This window comes from Pedobacter deserti (assembly GCF_024436415.1).
GTDB lineage: Bacteria > Bacteroidota > Bacteroidia > Sphingobacteriales > Sphingobacteriaceae > Pedobacter > Pedobacter faecalis.
This window is the reverse complement of the sequence record NZ_JAFMZQ010000001.1, coordinates 2,699,373-2,723,876: the sequence shown is the minus strand read 5'-3', so window position 1 is coordinate 2,723,876 and position 24,504 is coordinate 2,699,373. Positions and strand designations below refer to the sequence as shown.

The 24,504-nt window shown below is 47.7% G+C and carries 16 protein-coding genes and 1 tRNA gene; 3 read left to right on the top strand and 14 right to left on the bottom strand.

Annotated features, from left to right (window positions below; all coding sequences use genetic code 11):
* Positions 1–111 precede the first annotated feature (111 nt).
* The 3 genes from J3P40_RS12310 to J3P40_RS12300 all read left to right on the top strand — a co-directional run bounded on the left by J3P40_RS12310 (position 112) and on the right by J3P40_RS12300 (position 3,359).
* Positions 112–2,466, top strand: coding sequence for a GH92 family glycosyl hydrolase (locus J3P40_RS12310; RefSeq protein WP_256006037.1), 2,355 nt, complete (start codon positions 112–114; stop codon positions 2,464–2,466).
* A gap of 5 nt (positions 2,467–2,471) precedes the next feature.
* Positions 2,472–3,137 (top strand): class I SAM-dependent methyltransferase, encoded by a 666-nt coding sequence (locus tag J3P40_RS12305; RefSeq protein WP_256006034.1) that lies wholly within the window; start codon positions 2,472–2,474, stop codon positions 3,135–3,137.
* Between the two features lie 149 nt (positions 3,138–3,286).
* Positions 3,287–3,359 (top strand) — tRNA-Lys (locus tag J3P40_RS12300).
* Between the two features lie 92 nt (positions 3,360–3,451).
* Here the strand turns inward: J3P40_RS12300 and J3P40_RS12295 are convergent.
* From J3P40_RS12295 to J3P40_RS12230, 14 genes are all read right to left on the bottom strand, one after another.
* A complete protein-coding gene (locus J3P40_RS12295; protein WP_256006031.1) occupies positions 3,452–5,122 on the bottom strand; it encodes an IPT/TIG domain-containing protein in 1,671 nt (556 codons plus the stop codon).
* Positions 5,123–5,134: 12 nt separating this feature from the next.
* Positions 5,135–5,881, bottom strand: coding sequence for a BT1926 family outer membrane beta-barrel protein (locus tag J3P40_RS12290; RefSeq protein ID WP_256006029.1), 747 nt, complete (start codon positions 5,879–5,881; stop codon positions 5,135–5,137).
* A gap of 69 nt (positions 5,882–5,950) precedes the next feature.
* A complete protein-coding gene (locus J3P40_RS12285; protein WP_256006026.1) occupies positions 5,951–7,264 on the bottom strand; it encodes a PAS domain S-box protein in 1,314 nt (437 codons plus the stop codon).
* A gap of 15 nt (positions 7,265–7,279) precedes the next feature.
* Positions 7,280–7,678, bottom strand: a complete 399-nt coding sequence (locus J3P40_RS12280) for a response regulator (RefSeq protein WP_256006023.1) — start codon at positions 7,676–7,678, stop codon at positions 7,280–7,282.
* An 11-nt stretch (positions 7,679–7,689) separates the two neighbouring features.
* Positions 7,690–9,627 (bottom strand): PAS domain-containing sensor histidine kinase, encoded by a 1,938-nt coding sequence (locus tag J3P40_RS12275; protein ID WP_256006021.1) that lies wholly within the window; start codon positions 9,625–9,627, stop codon positions 7,690–7,692.
* An 82-nt stretch (positions 9,628–9,709) separates the two neighbouring features.
* A complete protein-coding gene (locus tag J3P40_RS12270; protein ID WP_256006019.1) occupies positions 9,710–11,143 on the bottom strand; it encodes an IPT/TIG domain-containing protein in 1,434 nt (477 codons plus the stop codon).
* Positions 11,144–11,230: 87 nt separating this feature from the next.
* Positions 11,231–12,625 carry a TlpA family protein disulfide reductase gene (locus tag J3P40_RS12265; RefSeq protein WP_256006016.1) on the bottom strand — a complete coding sequence of 465 codons (1,395 nt, stop codon included), beginning with the start codon at positions 12,623–12,625 and terminating at the stop codon, positions 11,231–11,233.
* A gap of 18 nt (positions 12,626–12,643) precedes the next feature.
* Entirely contained in the window at positions 12,644–14,068 is a 1,425-nt protein-coding gene (locus tag J3P40_RS12260) for a RagB/SusD family nutrient uptake outer membrane protein (RefSeq protein ID WP_256006012.1), read from the bottom strand.
* Between the two features lie 9 nt (positions 14,069–14,077).
* Positions 14,078–17,653, bottom strand: coding sequence for a SusC/RagA family TonB-linked outer membrane protein (locus J3P40_RS12255; protein ID WP_256006009.1), 3,576 nt, complete (start codon positions 17,651–17,653; stop codon positions 14,078–14,080).
* Between the two features lie 208 nt (positions 17,654–17,861).
* Complete coding sequence (locus J3P40_RS12250; RefSeq protein ID WP_256006006.1) at positions 17,862–18,965, bottom strand: FecR family protein; 1,104 nt, start codon at positions 18,963–18,965, stop codon at positions 17,862–17,864.
* Positions 18,966–19,059: 94 nt separating this feature from the next.
* The gene (locus J3P40_RS12245) at positions 19,060–19,635 is read right to left on the bottom strand and encodes an RNA polymerase sigma factor (protein ID WP_256006003.1); all 576 of its coding nucleotides are present in this window, start codon (positions 19,633–19,635) and stop codon (positions 19,060–19,062) included.
* Positions 19,636–19,687: 52 nt separating this feature from the next.
* Positions 19,688–21,970: a catalase/peroxidase HPI gene (gene katG / locus J3P40_RS12240; protein WP_256006001.1), complete on the bottom strand. Its 2,283-nt coding sequence runs from the start codon at positions 21,968–21,970 to the stop codon at positions 19,688–19,690.
* Positions 21,971–22,096: 126 nt separating this feature from the next.
* Positions 22,097–23,494, bottom strand: a complete 1,398-nt coding sequence (locus J3P40_RS12235; RefSeq protein ID WP_256005998.1) for a baeRF7 domain-containing protein — start codon at positions 23,492–23,494, stop codon at positions 22,097–22,099.
* A gap of 145 nt (positions 23,495–23,639) precedes the next feature.
* The gene (locus J3P40_RS12230; protein WP_256005995.1) at positions 23,640–24,404 is read right to left on the bottom strand and encodes an SDR family NAD(P)-dependent oxidoreductase; all 765 of its coding nucleotides are present in this window, start codon (positions 24,402–24,404) and stop codon (positions 23,640–23,642) included.
* Between the last annotated feature and the right edge of the window lie 100 nt (positions 24,405–24,504).

Sequence of the window (24,504 nt, the reverse complement as noted above, 5' to 3'; positions counted from 1 at the left end):
GAGAATGAAACACCAAAAATATGAAATAAAAATTTGTATTGTTACATTAGCAGTATGTTGGTACATATTACCGAACGTGTGCACATGAATATTTAACCAAATTAATACCTTATGAAACATCGCATAGTGCGTGCAATAATTTTTACACAGCTGTTTACAGCTGGCATATTTAGCAATACCCGGGCGCAGCAAAAGGATTTTATCCAGTATGTAAATCCAAATATTGGTACCGCGCATTGCCGCTGGTTCCATTACGCTCCCGGAGCCATGCCCTTTGGAATGGCCAAGCCCGGACCCTCTACCAATGGTAGTTATGGCAATGCGAGCGGCTGGGAGGCTACTGGCTACGATTTTCGTCACACATCCATCGAGGGCTTTCCCAACTTTCATGAGTTTCAGGTTGGCGGCGTTGTGTTTACAGCCACAACGGGAAAGCTGCAGACCGTCCCGGGCAAACTGGAAAATCCGGAGGCAGGGTACCGGTCTGCGTTTGATCGTAAGGACGAAACTGCTACAGCAGGATATTATGCAGTTTTGTTGAAAGACTATGGCATTAAAGCTGAGGTTACAGCAACAGCCCGAGTAGCTTTTCACAGGTATACATTCCCGGCATCAGAAGAATCGCATTTGATTTTTGACATCGGCAACCGGCAGGGCGAAAGCGGACCAGTAAAGGACGCGGAAGTTCAAGTTACGGAGGATGGCCGGATAGAAGGATACGTAACAACCTTGCCAGTTTATGTGCAGAAGTATCAGACCGGATCGGAGGTCAGAATGTACTTCTCTGCAGTGGTCGATAAACAGCCTTCCAGTTTTGGTACTTTTAAAGGCGCCGTGCAGCGTGCTGGAAGCCGGTCCGAAAAGGGTGAAGGAGCGGGTGCTTTTCTCAGTTTTAAGACTAAAAGCAATGAACCCATTACCGTCAAAGCCGGTTTGTCGTACACATCGTTAGAGAACGCACGCCTGAATCTTGCATCTGAGGCCAAGACGCTTGATTTTGATCAGGCCCGGAAACTGTCGCAGGAATCCTGGAACAATCACCTCGGGCGTGTAGATGTCTCCGGCGGCAAGCCGGAAGATCTGCAGAAGTTTTATACCGGCCTATATCATGCCCTGCTAGGCCGTGGATTGGCCAGCGATGTCAATGGTGCTTATCCAAAGAATGACGGAACTGTCGGTCAGATTCCGGTCGACCGCAACAACCGCCCACTTCATCACCACTATAATACAGACGCCATATGGGGCGCTTTCTGGAACCTTACTCAGCTGTGGGCGCTTGCTTACCCGGAATATTATTCCGACTGGGTGAAAAGCCAGCTGCTGGTTTACCAGGATTCCGGTTGGCTGGCCGATGGCATCGCCAACAGCAAATATGTTTCAGGCGTAGGTACAAACTTTGTAAGCCTGGCGATGGCAAGCGCCTACATGGCGGGCATTCGCGATTTTGACATGAACAAGGCCTATGAAGCTTCGCTTAAGAACGAACTGGTTGGTAAGGACCGTCCGCGCGGCGCAGGAAAACTTGATGTAGACAGTTTTGTGCATTACGGTTATGTGAATCATATCGACAAAGGCAATGGCTGGGAAGAGTCATGGAAGTTTTCTGCTTCGCACACCATGGAGTATGCATTTAGTGCGCACGCTGTAGCACAATGGGCGAAGGCGCTTGGGAAAACTGAGGACTATAAAAAGCTATACCGCTTGTCATCGGCCTGGGAGCAACTGTTTGATCCAAAATTAAAGCTTATCCGCCCCAAGCTGGCTAACGGACAGTTCATCGACAATTTTAAACCCAGCGAAGCCTGGCGTGGTTTTCAGGAGGGAAACTCATGGCAGTATACGTTCTATGTGCCACAGAATCCCAACAGGCTCGTCGGAAAGATCGGTCGCGATGAGTTTAACATGCGGCTCGACAGTATCTTCACTACCTCACGTAAGCAGAAGTTTGGCGGTGGGACGACGCTCGACGCCTTCAGCGGATTGGAAGGCTTGTACAACCATGGAAATCAACCCAACCTGCACGTTTCCTGGCTTTTCAATTATTCCGGCAGACCATCGCTCACTCAGAAATGGGTAAGCACGATATGCGATGAGTTTTACGGTGTGGATGGCGTACATGGCTATGGGTTCGGGCAGGATGAAGACCAGGGCCAGCTGGGCGCATGGTATGTAATGGCCGCTATGGGTTTGCTTGATGTAGGTGGCCTTACCAGCATTAATCCGGAGATGGGCATCAGCAGCCCGCTGTTTGATAAGATTTCAATCCGTTTAAACCCGAAGTACTACAAAGGAAAGATGTTTCATATATTGAGGGAAAATGGAGGAGAGACCCGCCGTTATATCCAGAGCATGCGGTTCAAGGGCAGGCCGGTTAGTCGCCCGTTTATTTCCTGGAAGGATATCACGGGTGGGGGAGAACTAGTCATTAAAATGGCTGCCGAACCAAAAGACGACTATAATCGCTGACAGTGATGATGGATGAACTACAATTAAAAGAACTGGCAAGCCAGCTGGGCTGTCCGCATGGCGATAATGGCTTGCCTACCGCTGAAAACATGGCAGCCAACAATCAGTTCATGATCTCAACGGCAATTTCTGCCCTGGATTTGCATAGTAACGATATCGTTCTGGAAATAGGACCTGGAGGGGGCGCACATGTTGCTGAGCTTTTTACACGTACAAACGCAATTCGATATCACGCAATCGATATATCGCCGTTGATGGTCGATCTGTGTAAACAGACCAACAGTGATCTGGTCGGCGAGGGGCGCGCGGAGATCCATTTGTCAGACGGCATCCGGATTGATTTTCCCAATGATATGTTCGACAAGATATTTACGGTAAATACACTGTACTTCTGGAAAGAGCCGGAAGCATACTTGCGGGAAATAGAACGCGTGTTGAAACCGGGCGGTATGTTTGTCCTTTGTTTTGCACCCAAATCTTTCATGGAGACGCTTCCATTTACGCAGTACGGCTTTAAATTGTATGAGAACGCCGAGGTGAAAGGGTTACTTGCAGGGGCAGGCTTTACGCCTGCAAAGATAGATACATATGAAGAAACCGTGGTTGCTGGTACCAGATCCATACAAAGAAGTTTCTCGGTAATAAGGTCTGCAAAACCACCGGTTTATTAGGCAGGTGTCGACGGCACACAATTAATTTAACTAATAATCAGGATTGTATAGGTTTTGTACAATAAATATTTGCAAAAATTGAGGCATACTTCTATATTTGCACCACTTTAAACGGAAACGCTTAGAGTAAATAAGTTCGAAAGAACGATGATTCCGTAGCTCAGCTGGTAGAGCATTACACTTTTAATGTAGTGGTCCTGGGTTCGAATCCCAGCGGGATCACAAAAGCCTCACATCGTGAGGCTTTTGTGTTATAAGGCTGGTTCACAAACCGAATTCATTTGCAAACCAGCCTCAAAAAATCGGGGCTTTTCTTAATTAGTAGCTGTGAAGTTCCCGTCAGCCATAACTTCTTGTCCCGCCGTCACGATGCTTAATTTCATGGCACCGAGATTCAGATTGGATGGTACAGCAACTGTGATCGTGTTTTCTGTCACTTTTATCGCCTGAATACTAATCGTGCCGAATTTTACTGTGGTATACCAGTCTCCCGGATAAAATCCGGAGCCCTTTATCGTAATAATTGTACCCGCAATTCCTGAAGCCGGAGAAAACGAATCGATGGTTGGGCCTTTTATTTCAAATTCACCAGGCGCAGAGATTCTTCTGCCAGGCAGATCTACGGCAAGTTTGAGCATTCCTGCGTTGATTCCAGTGGGAACAACTGCGCGCAAATTAGAACCCGATGTGGCGACTGCACCTACCATTGAGTTTCCAAAGTAAACGTTGTAACCGTTATCTTTAATAAAAGTGCCGCTAATGTTTACCTCCGTCCCGGGCGCACCTTTTTGCGGGCTAAATCCAGTAACGGCGTAAGCACCTACGGTTACTTTTTGTGGCGATACGATCTCTGTACTTCCAAGCTTCAATGTCAGGGTGTACTCGCCTGGTTCTGTATTGGACGGAACGACGAAGGTATAGTTGCCCTGATAATCATAGTTTGCTGAAGTATAGGATGCATCACCAAGCTTAGCCATAGCAGCGTTTTCATAAGGATTATGCTGATTAGGAAAATTGGTACCGGAGATTGTCAGCATCATATCTGGCATTATCGACTGGGGTGAGACTTTTGAGATCGTAGACGGCTGTATGCTGAATTCACCAGGCAGGACAGTCTTCACGCCGTTATAAGTGATAGAAACAGGTACATTTCCGCTTAAGCCGGAAGGGACAAGCGTCTGCATCTGATTGCTATAAACGATACTTGCAGGCTTATCCCCAAAATGCACTGTAAAGGCGCTGCCATTGCTATATTCAGAAAGAAGATTGTCGCCGGAAAACGTAACTACGGATCCGATAGCACCGGATTTGGGTGAGTAATCTTTCACATTGGCGAGGATCACAAAGTTGTTCGTTACCACTACAGGTACGTTTCCTACAGAGGCCGTGACGCTCAACTGGTAACCGTGCCATGCATTGATTCCGCTTGGCACCTCAACACTGATCTCGGTATCGTTAGCCGCAATGACTTTTCCTTGTATATTCTGGAAAGTAACCTGTACATCAGCCAGGTCAGGGTTATAAAATTTACCGATAATTTTAACCACGTCGCCAGACTTCGCAGAGCCAGGCTGAATGTTGCCCGCCGAAGGGCTTGGCAGACTGACGTTGAGCATTGCGCCGAAAGCCGTTCCCCTCTCATCGCGCAGATAGGCGCGTGCATAAACCCAATTTGTGTAACCGTAGCCTGGATTTAGACGGATGTTTTTCACTGTCGTTGAAAATTCGCCTTTGCCAATACTATTGCCCAAAGAAACCTTGGTTCCGTTATTTTCGTCTACCGTTCCAGTGTTGGAATAAACAAAACCGTAGTCGAGTACTTTGTGTTTCCCCGTACTTACCACGTTTCCCTTAAATTCTACGGCCACCGGTGAAAGGGCAGTGAGGGAAAGCGTTTGTATTTCGGGACCCGAAAGGTCGTCTGATTTCTTGCAGCCGGATAAAAGGGCAGACAATACTGCCATACTTAGAAAGAAGCGTTTCATAACCGGTGCTGCTTAAAAGGTGTAACCAATTCTAATACCGTTCATAAGCGAGGTACCGAAAGCCGAACTCTCATTCTTACCGTCAACAGGAGGCTGTGCTGGCTGGCCGTTGCCGGTAATCTTTATCTCCGGAAGCTTGTAATTTGTCTTCAGATAGCTAAGGTTAAACTCATAACCTAAGAACAGATTTCTTGCTAGATAGAAGTCGAAACCCGCGACAGCGGTAATACCGAATCTGTTGTAGGCAAGCTGAACAACTTGCTGTGTATAATAGGGAGGTTGCCCAATGTAAACAGTTTCTGCCCAGGCGTTTTTAATGTTATAAGTAACCTGATTGTTGACCAGATCCTGGCTGGCTGTCCGCATACCAAAAGTAAAGTCTGCCCCGATGTAGGGAGAGAGCCTTGAGGTTCCTTTGAAATGCTTTTCAACGCCAAGGTTCACATCAAAGATGGTTCCTTTTCTTTCATCTTTCGAAAAAGTGCTTTGGGTTCCGTAAGAGCTGCCCCGGTTAGCTACCGTATCAATAGTACTGAAGTGAAGGCCAAGCCTTAGTGCAAGATCGCTCTTCGCGAAATACCTGAATTTGATCTGGTTAAGGGCATTGTTCAGACTAAGGTTGCCCCTGAATGGGTTGAAATTAAGTTCCGTCGACACAGACCCGGCTATGGGCTTAAACGATTGTTCGGAATCTGAGGTTTGTGCGCTGGCTGAGAGCGAAGCAATTGCAACAGCAATGCTTAAAAGCGTTTTCTTCATGATGGTGATAATTGTTTGCGGCAAAAGTATATAAAAATACAATGAAAGACCAGTGTCCTGGCATCATAACTAACTGGAAGCCTTTTCAGTGATGGCCCTCACGACGTCATCGGCTTCTTTCGCTGACCGCATCAGCAAGGGGAGTATCTCATAGACATCTTCAGGGCTGCTGGTTTCTGGATCTAACAGCGATATCAGGCCCATAAGGGAGGCGAGCGGCGCGCGTAACTGGTGCGACTGGATAAAAGATATTTCCCGCAGTTTAGCGTTTTGCAATTCGATTTCTGCAATGTGTTTTTTCAGACTCGTAATGTCCTGCATAGATCCGATGATACGCGTTGGGAGGCCCGATTCGTCAAAATGAATATACGATCGGTCAAACACATTTTTATAGGATCCATCTGCGCTTCGATATCGGTATTCGAGCCTCGATTTGATGATGCCCGATTTAATCATTTTATTGAAATGCGCAAGCACCGGTTCCAGATCGTCAGGGTGCACATTACCTTTCCACCAATCCATGCTGGTGTATTCCAGATCGTAACCGAATAAGCCGGTCAATCCTTTATTCCAGGTGATCGTTTTTGTCACGAAATCCAGATCCCAAATGGCGTCACTCGTTGCCTTCGATACCGTATTAAACCGCTCCAGTATCTTTTTTAGTGCTATTTCCTGGTTTATTCTTTCCGTAACATCGCGGGAGTTGGTTATAATGCCGTTTATTACCGGGTCTTTCAGTCTGTTGGTAATGATTGTCTCCATCCATCTGATCTCGCCGTTGTAATGCTTATATCTGAAAGGAGGCATCATAATGCGATGTTCATTTTCCACCAGCTTAAATTGCAACCTTGCGGTTTCACGGTCATCAGGATGTATGAAATCAAACACATTTCTGCCAATCAGCAAGTCTGGCCCCACGCCCAGGACATTGATAGCTGTGGGGCTCGCAAATTTGTAAACCCCATCCTGATCGAAAATGGTGACCAGATCTGATCCGTCCTGCACCAAGAGTTTGAACCGCTGTTCACTGGAATTCAGCTCAATATCCCTAACAAAGACGGCAACTCCGTCTGCCGACTTATACGCTCTTATTTCCAGAGCCGAATCGCCTGATCCGGAATGACGGTGGCTTACCTCATAACTGTATTCGCTAGCCGCAGCATCAGCATCTAGTTTGGATTTGAGCGGAGAAAAGATTTCAGGCCAGGTTTCGAGCAAGTGCTTTCCCTTAGCGTCCGTACCCGCCATTTCAAATATTTTTGCGGCAGAAGCGTTGAATACTTCGATGATCCAGCGATTATTGGTAAAAATATAGCCTTCCTGCATATGCTGCAGCGCATGGTAGAGGAAAGGTTCGTTTATATTTTCGCTGAATTGCGTCATCTGACAATCAATAATTTATTTCGCTATTTCGCGCAGTTCCTGCAATTTGTCCGGGTTGATCGGTTTGCTGAGAAACCTGTATACATAGGGGCTGTCGAGCGCGCGTTGTTTATCTTCGGGATGCAGGGAAGACGACAGCATCACGATGATGCACTTTCTTTTTATGGAGTCCGGAAACTCCTTATATGCATCCAGGAAATCAAAACCGTTCATCTCGGGCATGTTTATATCCAGAAAAATAAGCTCTGGCAGCGCCCCCGGATCATTTTTGTACGCATCGATATAACTCAAAGCGTCCATGGCCGATTCTACCGAAATAACATCGCTGGCAAAGTCGTACTTCTTCATCACCTTCTGCGCCAAATAGCGGTCTATCTGCGCGTCATCAACAATCAATACTTTCTTGTAATTCATCAGATAGCTATTTATGCGGATTGGACATTGTTTAAATTCGGTACCTTTAATAAAAATTCTGTTCCACGGCCTGGCTCAGATTTCAGGGTAATGGAACCGTTTAATTTGTCGACAGCTTCCTTTACAATATAAAGTCCTAATCCTGAGCCTACAGATTTTTTTGATACACGGTAAAACATATCAAACACTTTATCGTGGTATTTAGGGTCAATTCCCATTCCATTATCTGCAATTCTTATTGTTGCCTCATGCGGCCCGATGCTTACGTCTACCAAAACGAAAGGGTCTTCTGCCGCCGGATTGTGATATCTTATCGCGTTAGAGATGAGGTTATTGAGTATGGTATTCAGTCGGCTGCTGTCCGAATGAAGTATTGCCTGCCCGCGGATATTTAATCGCACATCCACTTGTCCGTTATCCTGGCTCATGAATTTAAGATTCTTCACGGTTTCGCTCAGCATTTGCTCAAGGTCTACCGGCCCGCTTTTTACCTCCAGACGCGAGTTCCTTGAGTAATCAAGAATATCGAGAATAAAGCCGTCGAGTTTCTGAACGCTAAACTTCATCATAGACAGGTTTTCTAATATTTCCGGGTCATCCGTTTCGGTCTCAGTAAATTCAATAGCGCCCAGGAGGGATGCCAGCGGAGCTCTTAAATCATGAGATACACTGTATACAAAGCGATCCAGTTCATCATTTGTTTTTTTTAAATCTCTGTTTGCTGATTTAAGCGCTTCCTCGTGCGACAGGCGTTCCGTTACATCACGGAAGTTCGTGACGAAGCCGTTTACGGCCGGTTCATGCAGAAGGTTCTGTGACACACCTTCCAGCCAGATCCATTTTCCACTCTTCTGACGTATTCTTGCTGTATATTGAGCAGTGCCGGCTGTTTTCTTCATTAGGTTGTCCCTAACTTCCAGCAAGGCTTCCAGGTCGTTCGGGTGCACCAGTGCGGACACGTTGGTGTGAAGTAAGTCCTCAGCACTGTATCCGGTAATCCGCAACATGGAGCTTGAGGCAAATGTAAGCTGCCAGTTGCCGTCCGTAACTGCAACACCGTCTGAAGAGTTTTCCAGCATTGTGCGGAATTTGAGCTCACTGTTGATCAAAGCAATTTCTGCGTTTTTGCGCGCGCTGATGTCGGCGCATACGCCGTCAATACGCAGCAGGTTGCCACTGTCGTCCAGCGTTGGCGTCAGGGTCCCCCAAATCCAGCGAATACTACCGTCCTTATGCCGTATCCTGTATTCGTTGGTTACGATCTCGCCGCGCCGCATTACAGGATCACTTTCATGGATGATGTGCTTATCTTCATCCAAAATTACTTCGAACCATCTTAAGGGATTTTCAGTCATTTCAGCAACCGTGTATCCGTAAACACGTTCGCAGGCGGGCGACATCTGCAACACTGCGTACTGCTGCATATCTACCGAATACAATACCTCATCTACTTTTTCAAAGAAGATACTCAGGTCTCTGTTGACCCGCTCTAAGGCCTCGCGTGCCTCATTTTCTTCTGTAATGTCTTTCATTGCGCCGCACAACTTCAAGGGTTGTCCGGTTTTCTGATCTCTGATCACCTGAGCAACGCTTCGGGTAACCACAATACGACCATCCGGGGTGATATGACGCTGTTCCATATCATATTCCCTGCCTTCCTTAATGCTGAGTGCCGAAGCCTCCAGAACGTTATCATAGTCGTCCGGATGTATAGAATTCATAAAGGTACGATAACACGGCTTCGCCTCGCCGGGTTCATACCCCAATATCCGGTAGGTTTCGTCCGACCAGTATTGCGGAGCTTCAGGGTCGCTGTTGGTCAGATCCAGTTCCCAGCTTCCGATTTGTCCCAGGCGCTGGGTAATTTCCAAGTGGCGTTTAAAGTCGGGTCCGTTGTTACCTTCAGACGTATGAATACCACCATTATCTGCGTTCAAATAAATTATCATTGGTTAGGAATGAACCTAAATTTAGCAAAAAAAAGTACTTATCGGAGCTTAACCGAAGAAAAAGGCATGGCGGGAATAAGAACTACTGACGTCTTGTGATCTCAAATTCGCCCGGTGCGGTAAATAGATTCTCCTGTATATTAACAGATAGCTTTACTTTTCCGACAAAGGTTGAGTAAGGCACTGCAATCTGTAAATGAGTGGCCGACTGCGCTACTGCTCCATCCTTAATCTCTCCAAAGTTAACCAGGTAAAATCTATCCTTCTCAAACGTTCCCTCGATGTTAATAACGGTTCCCGGACCGCCTGAAGCAGGTGAAAAACCGGTTACGAAAAATGGCTTTACAGTAATCCTGGAAGATCCATGCAGTTCCAGACTGCCTAACTTTAAAGTTAGGTCGTAGGTCCCTGGCTTTATATTCCCCGGCACGGGGAAAAAGTAATTGTTCCTTCCATGATAATTTATAGGGATGTATGCTCCGTCGCCCAGCCTGACCTTCGGCGCATCCTCTGCAGGACCGTTAAGTAGTTCATAGTTTTCAATATCAACTTTTAGTCGGGACCCTGGGAAAACTGGCTCAGATGTCATTTCCTTAATCTTTGGTGCGTATACAGTGAACTCGGGAAGGTTGATGGTCTGTCCATGATACGAAACGGATAACGGAACTTTCCCGGAAATGCCAGAGGGTACCTGGATCCTCATAGTATTACCGACAAGAAAGTAGGGCTGCCGGTTTCCGAAAAGAATCGTAAACTGATTAATATCGGTTTCCTGTCGGTAACTATTCAGCATGTTCTCGCCTGTAATAGTGAGTATTGAGCCCATTGGCCCCTCCTTAGGTGAGTAATCCAAAATATTTGCGAGAATAGTGAGGTATTTGATCGCTGGAATATCGCCGATCAAAACGGTTACCTTTGCCTGCATGCCATGGATTGTTTTTAGGCCAGAGGGAACTTCTACGCTAATTTCTGTATCAGTAGCCGAAATCACCTTGGCAGAGTTATCTTCGAACAGTACCCGTACCTCGGCCAGTTGCGGGTGATTAAACTTACCGGAGATTTTCACTACATCCCCTGATTTTGCCGCCGCAGGAGAAATTCTGCTGATAGCAGGCATTGGCATGGTCAGCTTCAGTACATTGCCGAAAGTTGTCCCCTTTTTATGTTTAACATAGGCCATCCCGTAAACTGTTCTCGGATAACCGAAATCTTCGTTAAGTCTGAGGTTCTTTACCGTTGTGTTAAAAGCTCCACTTTTAACTTTACTGCCCAGGGAAATCTTGACTCCATTCTTTTCATCGGGCTTGGCATCGTGAGAATAAATAAAGCCTAAATCCTGTACACCGGTATTCTTTGTAGATATAAGATTTCCGCTAAATACAAGTGTAGTCGACGACTCTGCCTCTATCAATACAGTCTCAACAACTGGCTCAAGGCCGTCCTCATCTTTTTTACAGCTAAAAAAGACAAGCAAGCTGACAAAAACTAGCAGGTAATGGTGGAGATGCGTTTTCATTAAATATAGCTGTTACGTGCAAGTTAAAAAAAAAATCCTAAGCTGATGCATAACAAATGCAAATCAGCTTAGGAAGAAGAAGATATCCTACAACGGCAAACTATCCAGCAGTTCCTTCAGTTTCGGATCCGAAGGCCTTGGTGCATTGGTAGACACAATATTACCCTTAGGATCAATAATTAAAAATCTCGGAATGCCGGTGATGTTATACGCCTTAATGAAAGCCGAGTTGAAAGCATCATCGGCAAGTAGCTGTACGCCGTCGAGATTCTTTTCTTTAACATAGTCCTTCCATTTTTGCCGATCGGTTTTTTTATCAATAGAAAGGGTTATAAACGTAATGTTCTTCCCCTTATAGCCGTCCTCTAGCTTATCTAAAAAAGGCATTTCATAAATGCAGGGACCACACCAGGTTGCCCACACATCTATGAACAGGTATTTTCCCTTAAAATCGTCCAGAGAGGAGGTACCGCCGGCATAATTCTCATAATTCACAAACTTAGGCGAGGGAGCGTTTACGACCAGGCTGTTTATTGCATCGCGCATCTTCGTAATTTTAGTTTTATCAGCCTCATTGGAAGAGCCTTTCATGAATGCGTTGTAGAAGCCCTCCCGATCCGTCGTATAGTTGAAATACGATGCAGCAAATCTGTATAGCAAATAGTCACGGATAAAAGCATTGTCGATCGTAGAAACTAGCTTGAGGTAGGTAACATCCCTTGGAATTCCTTCAGCGATGCTCTTCTTGCCGGCATCTTCGTAGTACATACTTTGGATGATATTACGATACATATCAGAAAACAGAAAATCAGCCTGATTTGTGGCATCAAACCCTTCTAATTCTTCAGTCATGGCTTTCGAAGCCTTAAAATCTGGTTTTTTCATATGATTCACCTGAACCGCTTCATACTGACTTAAAAAGTATAGATACTCATAATTGATGTTTCTTGCTTCCAGCTTTTTATATTGGTCAGACAGCCCGGCGGTGGCCGACAATTCCCCAAGCATCGCCTTCTTCATATCAGAATAATGTGCTTTAAAGCTAGCCTCGCTCAAGGTAAAAACATTTGATGCCCCGTCAGCAAGAGGTTTCTGTTCGTGCTGCTTCCTGATCTCCTCTTTTCTGCGTATGTAATTGTTTGGCGCGGCTCCAGGTCCTGAAAAACGGATGCTTCCGTCAAAGTTCTTCGCATCATAGGCAACCGTCAGGTCTTTTCCATTCTCAAGGTAAATGGCCAGCTTGTCTTTATTATCATAAAAACGATAATGTCCTGCGGTGATTACATGCACCGTGTCCTTAAACCGGCCGGTCTGGTCAACCATGATCGTTTTTTTATTATTGTAAACGTCAAATAATATAAGTTCATGGTTCGTAGCGTTTTCTATCTTTCCGGAAAACACTACATAATCTTTAGTCTGCGCCTTTGCATAGGCGGTGGTCAGGAGGCATATTGCCAGTATCAGTTGTTTTATAGTCTTCATAGTAAAATCATTTTGTTTTTAATCGCGCGGGTTAGGCTTAATCTCCGGATTGATCTGGATGTATTTTGTTGCTATCGGTAGTATCCACTTTTTACTGGTTGGTCCCACGGTAATGGTCTTCCCGTTATATGTCCTGGTTACAGAAATACCGTCCTGATCCAAAAGATTATAGCGTTTTATATCAAACAATCGCTCTGCATCCGCAGCCATTTCGCGACGGCGCTCAGCTTTTACAAACCGGAGCAGCGCTCCCGGGTCGGAAATGTTTATATCGGTATAATTTGCCGGCTTAAAGCGCTTCTTCCTCAGCTCATTAAGATCCTTATTGGCTTCTGGTATCTTACCCAACCTTGCGTTACATTCGGCATGGATTAAAAGCAGTTCCGAGGTACGGACGCCGGAAGACGTATTGTTTGCGACAAGTTGTGCAGCGTAAATGGTACCCTCTGCATTGCTGCCCAGAATCAAATGATTTCGAACCGTACTGTACCATTCTTTTCTCAGATCACCCGTTTCGTAGAGGTTGAGCAGTTCGCCGGAGACAGCACTGAGGAACAGCCCGCCCTGATCCTTGTACCAAATGATCTCCGGATCATTAACCTGGTTCGGAAACACACGAACGCCCGGCGCGAACATCGACATGGGATCTGTATTAATATCCCTGATCGTACCCTGCAATTTCAATGCGCTCTCTGCTGCGGCGAGCGCATCGGAATATTTTGCCTGGTACAGATAAGTTCTGGCAAGCAGTCCGAATGCCGCAGCCTTTGAAGGCCGGAACTGCAAAGTGCCCGGCTGTTTATCCGCAAGGTTCTGCGTGCCAAAAGTCAGATCAGCAATAACCAGGTCGTATACCGCTTGTACCGATGCCCTGGTAAGGTCTACGTTAGAGAGCTGAATACCCTCCCTTATCGGTACACCCAAATCACTGCCTGCAGTAGCAGCGTTATAGTGTGGCGCATACATGTTTACCAAATGCAGGTAAGCATAAGCTCTGTGCAGGCGGGCTTCCGCCTCCAGTAGTGATTTCTCGGCCGACTGGCCAGCTATATCTTCCAGCCCGTCCAGAATCACATTAGCTACGTAAATATGCTGGTAGTAGCGGTTCCAATCAAGATCGTCCTCTGTCGGCCCATAAATTGCGTCTTCAAACATATAGGCTCTTACCTCATAATCCTGCTTAAACAGTGCAAGCGTAAGCTCAGGCGTAAGCGTTGTATTGTCTGTCATCAGCGCCGTACTCTGGTGTTTCGCCGATAAACCAGAGGTTACTGAACCACTGGCGGCTGCCGATACAACGTTATCCAGGATCAACCTGAAATCGGCAAGGGTAGAGGGAATTACGATGCCCCTCGGCTTTACGTCCAGGAACTCCTCGCGTTTGCACGATGCAAACACTAGCACGGCGAATAACATCATGATTGTATAAATACTTTTTTTCATAGCTGTAGATTAAAATGAGATCGAAACATTCAAAGTGTAGGTTGGTGTCACCGGAATAAAGTTGCTCTCCGGGTCAACATCCCATTTGTTAAAATTCCACACGGCAAGGTTGTCAGCCTGCAAACCAATCTGCAAAGCCGTCAGGCCCAGGCGGTCTGTCATCTTCTTGCCCAAACTGTATCCCAGGTTCAACTGACTCAGGCGGATAAACGAAGCATTGTCGACAAATTTATCCGCGTCCCGGTAGTAATCGTACCCGGTCGACTGCTGCCTGTCTGCAAGTGTAGGAAGTGCAGGAATGTCTGTAAAATGCTCATCGCCTGGATTTTGCCAGCGTTGATTAAAGTCGGCCGTCACGTTCGACCATGGCGCCTTTACAGACACAGCCGGTATGTACGTCACGTTATTATTCCTTGCATAGCGAAACACATGTCCCGCCTTAAAGGTGGTCAGCGCCCTCATATAAACGTTGCGGTAAGAGAAACTATTGATCCAGGAGCCATAGAACTTTGGAATGAGAGAACCATGTTTAACCAGTGCTTCGGTACTGTTAATGAAAGTTTTGACATCTACGATCTGACCGAGTTCGTTCGCAAACTGCGGTGCACCCTTGGCATCCAGCCCTTTATACTGATAACTGTAGATGGTACGCAAAGCCGCTCCCGACTCAGCAACGGTCCCGTTTACGTATTCAAATATCTGCTTATTGGGTACATCCACCTTTTTGAGCGTATTCTTATTTACGCTGAAGATTCCGGTGGTATAATAGCTGAACTGGCTGTTTTCAAGCACTCTGAACCGCAGGTTTAGGTCGAAGCCCTCATTACGGAGCGTGCCATTATTAATCAGAGCGCCAGTTACGCCAAGCGTGGGGTTCAACGTCGTAAAGGCCAAAAGGTCTTCGCTGTTCTTTACATAGTATTCCGCGCTTCCGCTGATAAATCTGTTAAACAAGGAAAAATCTGCGCCAACATTCAGTGTCCGTGTTTTTTCCAGGCGAAGTTCAGGGTTAGGAACACTGATGATATCGGCGCTCATGCCATTGAAAGGAGGGAAGCCACGCTTAATCTTAGCCTGTAAAAAGGGGCTGGTGCTGCGGTCTACGTTACCATTCGTACCATAGGTGGTCCGGAACTGCATATCATCCACCACCTCGCTGCCTTTCAGAAACTCGTTATAAACGTTCCACTTGAAGCCAAAAGAGTACAGGGGGATGTTTTTGTACTTGTCGGACGTGCCGAACAAGTTGGTGTCATCCAAACGCGTACTGGCCGAAACCGTATAACGGTTGTCGTACGTATAGGCACCATTGGCATAGTATGAAATAAAGCGGTTTTCGATATACTCATTGATAGTGTTAGGCGGAACCGTGGTGATCGTCGTCAGCGAAACAGCGGGGGTTACAGTTGGCCTGTAATCTGGTCTGATAGAAGTAAGTGACTGTTCATTATAACCGTATTTCCTGTCGGTAGCCCGGTCGAACAGCGTTTTACGCACTTCGTAACCCGCTATAGCGACCACCTGATGCTTGCCATCTCCGAATGATCTGTCGAAGTTCAGCTGACTGCGGAAGGTGTGCGCTCTCTGATTACGCAGGTCTGTATCGAGGATAGCCCCTGGATCGATGTTGTATCCTGAAACGACACCATTAGTCAGTTTACTGAACATATTTACCCGTGAGCGGGTAAACAGCGTTTGCTCGTTGTGCAGGTCCGAGGTATTCTGCTGCGCCCATTCATATTGATATTTCATACTGAAATCAAGGCCCTTCATAAAGTTATAAGTGGCACCGGTCTGCAGGCGCAGCGCTGTTTCGCGTAGCGTATTGTTTGTGTTTTCAAGTTCCTGCTTAATATTGTAAGTCCAGGCATATGGAAAGCCGCGCGATAACGCCAGGTCTGAACTTTGTTTGCCAAAACTCAATATGCTCTCCATAGGCACATAATTTCCCGATTCGTCCAGGATGCGGCCGTTTAGAGGCACGTTATTGAGAAAGGTAGTATGGGTATTAACACCTACAGAAGGTATGCCGTCGGCGGTGGTTGAAGCCGGAAAATTTTCCTTCGACTGCGAAAAATTGAGTGATCCGTCTATCTTCAGGCGGCTAACCGGATTAAAGGTGTTTGCAAAATTTAGCAGGTACTGCCTGGCGCCGGTTGTTACAAACTCTTTGTCGTTCCCGTTATAGCTTGCCGAAGTTACAAAGTCATAGTTCTTGCTGCCACCAGATACCGAAACATTGTACTGTCGCCATGCCTCGGTTTGCTGAATTAAATCCCTGTATTCTTTTCGTATATCCGTATTGGCAAGGTCTTGCAGGCGACTTTCAGCCTCTTCAGCAGTAATGTCCCCCCGGTCGCGCAGCAACAGAGTTTCACCCACCGGGTTCAAGACCCGGCCAGAGCTGCCGCTCAGTACGCCGGAGTATAACTGCGAAGCAAGATAATAGCCACCCACTTCATACATGGCCCTGTGGTAGGCTACCTGTGTAGCGGCATCGCCAAGGGGCACGGCAAAAAGATCTGGTTTCGGGGTAAATGCAGTGTTTACCGACCCGCTCACATTGAGCTTCCCATTCCTGGCGGCCTTCTTGGTGGTAATCACGATGACACCGTTGGCTGCCCGTATACCCCATATCGATGCGGCGGAGGCATCCTTTAGTACAACGATGCTCTCCACATCCGTCGTATTGATCGTATTTGCACCTTGCTCTACCGGAAATCCGTCTACCACAATCAGCGGATCGGTGTTTGCCCTTATCGAACTAAGTCCCCTTATAATAAAGCGTCCGTTGGCATCTGTGGTTACACCGGCTACTTCACCTTCAATTTTTGAAAATACGTTCTGACTGATCTTCCGGTCGAGCGTCTGCTGGTTAATTCGTTCAAATGAACCGGTCGCACGTTCTTTCGGCAGGGTCTGGTAGCCTGTAGACACCAGTTCAACCGTGCCGAGCTCAATGCTGGTCGGTTTCATCTGCAGGTCGTAACTGTTTTGCCTGCCAACCGTCAGCTCTGCTTCCATAAATCCCAGGTAGCTAAACACAAGAATCTCTCCGTCGTCTGCCTTGATCTGGTAGCTTCCATCGGCGGCTGTGAGTGTTCCCCGTTGCGTCCCCTTCACCAAAATAGTCACTCCGGGCAGGGGCTGACCTTTATCGTCGGTAACACGCCCGCGTATATCAATGGACCTGAAACGGGAAATCAAATTATCGAGCAAGCTCGCTTCCCGTGTTTTCAAGGTCACTGTGTTGTTTTCAATGTCGTAGCTGATCGGTTGTTTTTCGAAAATCTGTTCCAGCACGAGGCGGAAGTCCTTGTTCCTCACATCGATGCTAACGAGTCTGGCCTTGTCCAGCACATCGCCGGTGGCAATGAAATTGTATCCGCTCTGCACCCTCAGTTCGTTGATCACCGATTCAAGGGAAGCGTTCGATCTGGTCAGACTGATTTTTTGAGCAAAGCCAGTAGCGCTGACCTGCACGATGGCGACAATTAAGATTACGGTGGTTAGTCGCATAATGAGCCAAATTTTACGGGCATATGCGCTCAGCATACCCCAATGAGTAGTATCTTTTTTATACATTTGTTTAGCTGGTTTTAGCAGTATGCCTTGTGTCTCGAAATCATTGGGCAACTGCGGTTAAACGTTGATTGAAATAAATTAGCGGGTCCGGCTTTCAGACCAGTTCCCTGCGCAAACGGGGAATTGGTTCTTTACTTCTGCCGGGGGCTGGTTTAGCCGCACTTTTGTAGTTTTTCTTTCATGTGGTGTTGTTTGGTTGTCTAATCAGTTAATTATCCCTTACGTAAATTGTTCTTCCTTCAATGCGGAAGCGTGCATGTCCCGTCTTTTCCAGCGGGCGTAAAACCTCCGATACATCGTTGAACCGAGATACTGAACCCCAGAACAACTCAGACGGAACCTTTCCCTCGTATACGACCTCCACATTGTACCAGCGGGAGATCATACGCATAATTTGTCCGATGCTCAGGCGGTCGAAAGCGAAATTGTTGTCTTTCCAGGCCGTTGCAAGTGCCGTATTTGCTGTTGAAATGCTGACTGTACCGTTACGATTGGTAGCCTGCTGACCCGGAACGAGCATCGCGCTGCTGTTTCTGTCGGCCAGCTTCACACTGCCCTCAATAAGCGTAGTCCTGATCACGGGTTCGTCTGCATAAGCGTTTACATTGAAAGCCGTGCCGAGTACTTCCACCTGCTGCGATCCGCTTTCCACTATAAAGGGCCGCTTTTCGTCCCTGGCTATTTTAAAATAGGCCTCTCCGGTCAATCTTACCCGTCGTGTATCTGCACCAAGAGCGGCCTGATAAGTAAGTTCAGAAGCAGCATTCAGCCAAACTTTCGACTTGTCAGGCAGCGTGAGCTCAAAAGATTCGCCTCGCGCTGTGGTCAGCTTGTTTAACTGGCCCTTGCCAAAATCATGACCTATGATTTCGTAAGCAATTCCGCCATCGGCGGTCTTGGTAACACGGATGCCGGCCTCTTTTGCAATTTCACCTTCAGCGACCTCATCCAGGCGGATCTTCCTGCCGTCAGACAGCGTAAGCGTGGCGCCGGTTTTTCCAGGTTTGATATGCTGCGCAGATAGAGGGTTTTCAGAGATTTGCGATCTGTTGGCCTGATAGTAGAAGAGTCCGACGACCAGCACCACTATAGCCACAGCTGCAGCCATCCACCGCGGCCATAATGGTATATGTTTGGCGTAGCCGGGCAATTGCGACCTGATGGCGGCCAGTTGCACAAGTTTTTGCTGGTCATTCAATCCCGAAACATCGGGTACTTCAAGCGCATCATACCATTGCTCTACGATTTCCCGTTCGGCAGCGTCTGCTTCGTCGTTCAAATATTTGTGTAGTAGTTTCTCCGATGATTTCATCCAGGGGCAACATGCTTTTATCTGCCATGTTCATACCTAAGACAAACAACGCGGGCCATACAAGTATTGCACTTGAAAAAAAACTGCAAAAAAATCAGGGAATAAGAAAAACGATGAAATACAACTTACCAAGTTTCTCCCGCAATACCTTTAACACATTGGTCATTTGCTTGGCTACTGTTGTTTCAGAAGTACCTAGTTGCGCAGCAATCTGTTTATGGGAAAGACCCTGGTTGCGACTCAGATCGAACACCTGCCGCATCCGCGGTGGGAGCGCGTCGATCTCCTTTTGTATTTGTGCCGCAAATTCGGCCTCGCGTATCTGCAGGTCTATGAGGTAATTGCCCTCACTGATGAATTCTTCAAGTGAGTCGAGGTAATGATGTTCCTTCCTGCGCTTATAGATCAGGTTTAGCGAGCGGTTTCTGACTGCTCTGAAAAGATAACCGGGAAGTCCTGTCGTGAGGTGTAGGGCTTCGCGTTTATGCCATAGTTCGGTAAACAGCTCCTGAATAACGTCTTCCACATCCTGCGCATTGCCAAGTTTCTTATAGGCGTGTTGCTGCAGTGGCGACTTAAACCTGTCGTATATTTCCAGATAAGCGGAATGATTTCCCTGTCGCAGTAATGCCACAAGTTCCTCCTCGCTGTATGTAGAATATTTCGCCATTGGCCGCATGTTGCGTTATACGGCCAATGATAGCGAAATAATTCCTAAAAAGCTATTTTGCCTGTTTCAGGTCAAACCTGTCAAGGTTCATTACTTTAGTCCAGGCAGCAACGAAGTCACGGACAAATTTGCCATCCGCATCGGCACTTGCGTACACCTCTGCTACAGCACGCAGTTCTGAGTTCGATCCGAATACCAGATCGGCACGGGTCGCCGTCCATCTTAGCTCGCCTGTACTGCGATCGCTTCCCTGATAAAGTTCTTTATCTGGGCCAACTGCCTTCCATGCGGTGCTCATGTCGAGCAGGTTCACAAAGAAGTCGGTACTCAATACGCCTGGTCTTGAAGTAAATACACCATGTTTTGAGCCATCGTAATTCGCTTCAAGAACACGTAATCCGCCTACCAACACCGTAAGCTCAGGCGCCGTAAGTGTAAGCAGTTGGGCCTTGTCAATGAGCAGCGCTTCAGTAGACACGCTTGAAACGGATCTCCGGTAATTGCGGAAGCCATCGGCAGCCGGCTCTAAAAAGCCCATAGAGTGCACATCAGTTTGGTCCTGGGTAGCGTCTGTACGGCCCGGACTGAAAGGAACGCTGATTGCGTGACCAGCCTGCAGGGCGGCTTTTTCTACCGCGGCACTACCGCCAAGCACGATCAGATCGGCGAGGGATACCTTTTTTCCGGTCAACTGCGCAGTATTAAATTCCTGCTGAATGCCGGTCAGCACATCAAGCACTTTTTGCAGTTGAGCCGGGTTGTTAACCTGCCAGTAACGTTGAGGCGCCAGCCGGATGCGTGCACCATTAGCACCACCACGCTTGTCGGAGCCCCGGAAAGTAGAGGCCGAAGCCCATGCGGTAGAGATCAGTTCGGAAATGCTTAGTCCTGATTCGAGGATCCGTGCTTTCAGGTCGTTGATATCCTGCGCATCGATCAGTACATGGTCGACCGCCGGAACGGGATCCTGCCAGATCAGTTCTTCTGCAGGTACATCCGGACCGAGATACCTTGACCGCGGGCCCATATCCCGGTGCGTAAGTTTAAACCACGCACGTGCAAAGGCATCTGCGAAGGCATCCGGATCTTCCAGAAAGCGGCGCGATATTTTTTCATAAACCGGATCAAAGCGTAACGACAAATCGGTGGTGAGCATGGTAGGAAAGTGCTGCTTTGAACCGTCATGGGCGTCAGGAATAATGCGTTCAGCGTTGGTTGCTATCCATTGATGTGCACCGGCCGGACTCTTTGAAAGCTGCCATTCAAATCCAAACAGGTTTTCAAAAAAGTTATTGCTCCACTGCGTAGGTGTTTTGGTCCAGGTAACCTCCAAACCGCTGGTAATTGTGTCTGCACCCTTGCCTGTACCATAATTGTTTTTCCATCCTAGTCCTTGCATTTCCAGATCTGAGGCTTCCGGTTCATTGCCCACATGGGCCGATGGTGCAGCACCGTGGGTCTTACCGAAACTATGTCCGCCGGCTATAAGCGCAACAGTTTCCTCATCGTCCATAGCCATACGGCCAAAAGTATCCCGGATGTCCTTAGCGGCTGCGATAGGATCGGGGTTGCCATCCGGACCTTCGGGGTTTACGTAAATCAAGCCCATCTGCACTGCAGCAAGTGGTTTTTCCAGATCGCGGGAGTGTATTTTTCCATCGGCGTCATCATCAGACACCAGCACCGAGTGCGGCGCTACACCCTCAGACCCGTGCGAATATCGCAGATCGCCGCCGAGCCATGTTTTCTCTGATCCCCAGTAAACATCCTCCTGAGGCTCCCATACATCGGCACGACCTCCAGCAAAGCCGAAAGTTTTAAAACCCATGGATTCCAGCGCTACGTTGCCGGTAAGGATCAGCAGGTCGGCCCAGGAGATCTTGCGCCCATACTTTTGCTTGATAGGCCAGAGGAGCCTGCGGGCCTTATCCAGACTGACATTATCCGGCCAACTGTTCAGCGGGGCAAATCGCTGCTGTCCGGCACCGCCGCCGCCGCGACCATCGTGCACCCGGTATGTACCAGCACTGTGCCAGGCCATCCGGATGAACAAAGGCCCGTAATGGCCAAAATCAGCCGGCCACCAATCCTGCGAGTCGGTCATCAACGCATGAAGATCCTGCTTCAATGCTTCCAGATCAAGCGTTTTAAACTCCTCGGCATAGTCGAAGTCCGGATCCATAGGGTCCGACAGCGACGAATGCTGACGAAGAATATTTAACTTAAGCTGATTGGGCCACCAGTCGCGGTTACGAGTACCGCCGCCGCCGGCATTCTGCTTCATACTACCGTTATGGAACGGGCATTTACTGATGTCTTGTGATTCGTTTTCCATGATTATGATTTTACTGAATGATCAAATGAGTTAAGCATTCTAATGTTGCATCATAAAATTACCTGAAATGGAAACGAATCACAAAACATTAATTTCTATAGCGTTATAGTTTAAAACTATAAGCCGTTAGAAGCGCATTGTGGCAGCCATCACAGCTTCCCGTGGCATCTTTTCGGTGTTGAGTACATGCACGGTACCGCCGTTCTGGATCACCTTAATGGCAGACTGGCCAATCAGGCACACGTCTCCAGGCTGGCGCTCGTCATGAATCTCCAGGCGGTTTTCCATCTCATCAAAGCTCCCCCAAATGTGTGCATCGCGGCAGATAAACAATGTGGACACCTTGCCATAATAACTGGCCGGGATTACCGACTCGGGCATAGAAGAGGTGAGTGAGGTGGCGATCTGGTTATAATAATTTTCAAGCGCTTTACGTACAGGCTCGTCAAAGTAAGGTTTTACGATCGGGTATACCTCGGCAAACAGCTGATGTTTGTCTTTATAATCCGGATTGCCGCCTATTGAAGTTTCAGCAATATGTTTGTAGCGGCTTGCATCACGATAGATAGGGATCAGATAATCCACGCCGGCTAAAACAAGAGGCGCATGCTCATCGTGCAGCTGTTCGCCGAACAGTGTGCGGTCGACCTCCTTGAAATAAAGCGCCACATTTTCTTTGTCTTCGGGCTGACCAGGATCATGTCCGTGGAAGCTGGCGCCGCCTTTTCCTCCACCTCCCTGACGGAACAGCTGCTGTCCGCCCTTCTCTTCAAAGTGAACCACGTCGGCCACACCGTTGGGTAAGCCTGGTACGTCAACCTCCTCCATACCGAAGCAGTCGCCCCGGAAGAATTTTGCGTCGTGCTTACTCAGCCCAAGCAGGAAGAAGTGATGATCGTGCATCGCATTGAGCAGGGGAGTTACCATAAAAACAGGGCCTGTGAACTGTTCTTCCTTAACGGTATAGGGCAAAGTTACCGCCTTAAAATAGCCATCGGAAATAAATACGGCCAGGCCTTTCGACTGCCGGTTCCATACGGGCTCGGCCCTGTAGAACTCATAAGCTGGCCGGAGCAGCCGGTCCGCCTCGCTACTGCCCAATCCCAGACCTGCCAACTGTGCTTCCACATTTTGCAGTCCGTTTTTGTACCGTATGGCATCCTGTTTCTCGTTTACTGCTGCGCCCGACTGATGGGTGGGCAGGAACATCGAAATACAATGTTCTGCGGCATGGCCCGACAGCTCGTCGAATAGTTCGCGGGTAAGCATATCCATTTCCGGAATTTCCATATCCGCTGTTTGTGCCGAAGGGGAGCCTCCGCCGTTTCGTTTAATATGCCTGTTAGGGTTATTAATACGAATACTCGCGGCAGGCTCCTCATTCTCATCGAGGTACTTTTCGGTGATCTCGATGTCGCGTTCAGGATTGCTGCTTCCGAAGGCATCGCTTAACTGGTGGCCTTCCCGGCCGTTCCCTGAGGGTTTTCCTTTTAGCGGTGTAAAACCGTTCTTGTTCTTCGCCATAATCTTTCAATTAATAATCCATAAAAAGAACAAGACGGCTGGCAATCGGGTTTTTACGGTAAATACTTAAAGCTACCGTAAATATACGTAAAAGTGCGCGATGCTAAGGCGGGCTATCCGGGAACTTCCAAAAACGACATAGTGCCTAAATCAGGGTTCCGCCCGAAACCTCTATACGCTGGGCATTGATCCATCTGGCCTCTTCGGTGCATAGAAAGGCGACAACGCCGCCGATATCTTCAGGTTGGCCCACCCGCCCTAATGCGGTAACCCCGGCAATGTGTGCGTTCATGTCCTTATCGTCCCGTACCCGGCCTCCGCCAAAGTCTGTAGCAATTGCCCCCGGAGCCACAACATTTGCAGTGATGCGGCGCGGACCAAGCTCTTTGGCCAGGTAGCGGGTAAGCACTTCAATTGCCCCCTTCATTGAACCGTAAGCAGAGGAGCCCGCAAAAGCAAACCTGGCCAGTCCGGAAGAGATATTTATGATGCGGCCCCCATCATTAAGTAAAGGTAAAGCTTTCTGTGTCAAGAAGAAAACCCCTTTATAGTGAATGTTAAGTGCTGTATCGAACTGTTCCTCAGTGGTTTCAGCAAATGGAGCGTAAAGCGCTGTTCCGGCATTGTTGACCAGAAAGTCGAACCTGGAAACGCCGTATGTCTGGTTAAGATAAGCCGACACTTCTTCATAAAAAGGATCGAAGGATTTAATGTCGCCGGTATCCAGTTGAAAGGCCGAGGCCTGTGGCCCTAATGCCTTAACCTCTGCCACAACCTCATCGGCTGCTGCCTTATTGCTGTGATAGGTAAACAAGACGTCGATGTTCTGTTTAGCCAGATTGATGACCATGTCTTTGCCAAGTCCGCGGCTGCCGCCGGTTACCAAGGCTATTTTGTTTTGTGTTGCCATAACTATAATGATTTTTTATTACACAAATATCCGCAGGCATGTATGCTGGCAGTTTGTACCGATCAATCGGATATTTGCAAAATTCAAATCAATGTGCAGT

What these genes read in the sequence shown, in the direction of transcription:
- J3P40_RS12295 (WP_256006031.1), bottom strand. Translation starts at nt 5,122, where the DNA reads ATGAAACGCTTCTTTCTAAGTATGGCAGTATTGTCTGCCCTTTTATCC.
- J3P40_RS12280 (WP_256006023.1), bottom strand. Translation starts at nt 7,678, where the DNA reads ATGAATTACAAGAAAGTATTGATTGTTGATGACGCGCAGATAGACCGC.
- katG (WP_256006001.1), bottom strand. Translation starts at nt 21,970, where the DNA reads ATGGAAAACGAATCACAAGACATCAGTAAATGCCCGTTCCATAACGGT.
- J3P40_RS12250 (WP_256006006.1), bottom strand. Translation starts at nt 18,965, where the DNA reads ATGAAATCATCGGAGAAACTACTACACAAATATTTGAACGACGAAGCA.
- J3P40_RS12255 (WP_256006009.1), bottom strand. Translation starts at nt 17,653, where the DNA reads ATGTATAAAAAAGATACTACTCATTGGGGTATGCTGAGCGCATATGCC.
- J3P40_RS12245 (WP_256006003.1), bottom strand. Translation starts at nt 19,635, where the DNA reads ATGGCGAAATATTCTACATACAGCGAGGAGGAACTTGTGGCATTACTG.
- J3P40_RS12265 (WP_256006016.1), bottom strand. Translation starts at nt 12,625, where the DNA reads ATGAAGACTATAAAACAACTGATACTGGCAATATGCCTCCTGACCACC.
- J3P40_RS12230 (WP_256005995.1), bottom strand. Translation starts at nt 24,404, where the DNA reads ATGGCAACACAAAACAAAATAGCCTTGGTAACCGGCGGCAGCCGCGGA.
- J3P40_RS12260 (WP_256006012.1), bottom strand. Translation starts at nt 14,068, where the DNA reads ATGAAAAAAAGTATTTATACAATCATGATGTTATTCGCCGTGCTAGTG.
- J3P40_RS12310 (WP_256006037.1), top strand. Translation starts at nt 112, where the DNA reads ATGAAACATCGCATAGTGCGTGCAATAATTTTTACACAGCTGTTTACA.
- J3P40_RS12305 (WP_256006034.1), top strand. Translation starts at nt 2,472, where the DNA reads ATGATGGATGAACTACAATTAAAAGAACTGGCAAGCCAGCTGGGCTGT.
- J3P40_RS12275 (WP_256006021.1), bottom strand. Translation starts at nt 9,627, where the DNA reads ATGATAATTTATTTGAACGCAGATAATGGTGGTATTCATACGTCTGAA.
- J3P40_RS12290 (WP_256006029.1), bottom strand. Translation starts at nt 5,881, where the DNA reads ATGAAGAAAACGCTTTTAAGCATTGCTGTTGCAATTGCTTCGCTCTCA.
- J3P40_RS12270 (WP_256006019.1), bottom strand. Translation starts at nt 11,143, where the DNA reads ATGAAAACGCATCTCCACCATTACCTGCTAGTTTTTGTCAGCTTGCTT.
- J3P40_RS12285 (WP_256006026.1), bottom strand. Translation starts at nt 7,264, where the DNA reads ATGACGCAATTCAGCGAAAATATAAACGAACCTTTCCTCTACCATGCG.
- J3P40_RS12235 (WP_256005998.1), bottom strand. Translation starts at nt 23,494, where the DNA reads ATGGCGAAGAACAAGAACGGTTTTACACCGCTAAAAGGAAAACCCTCA.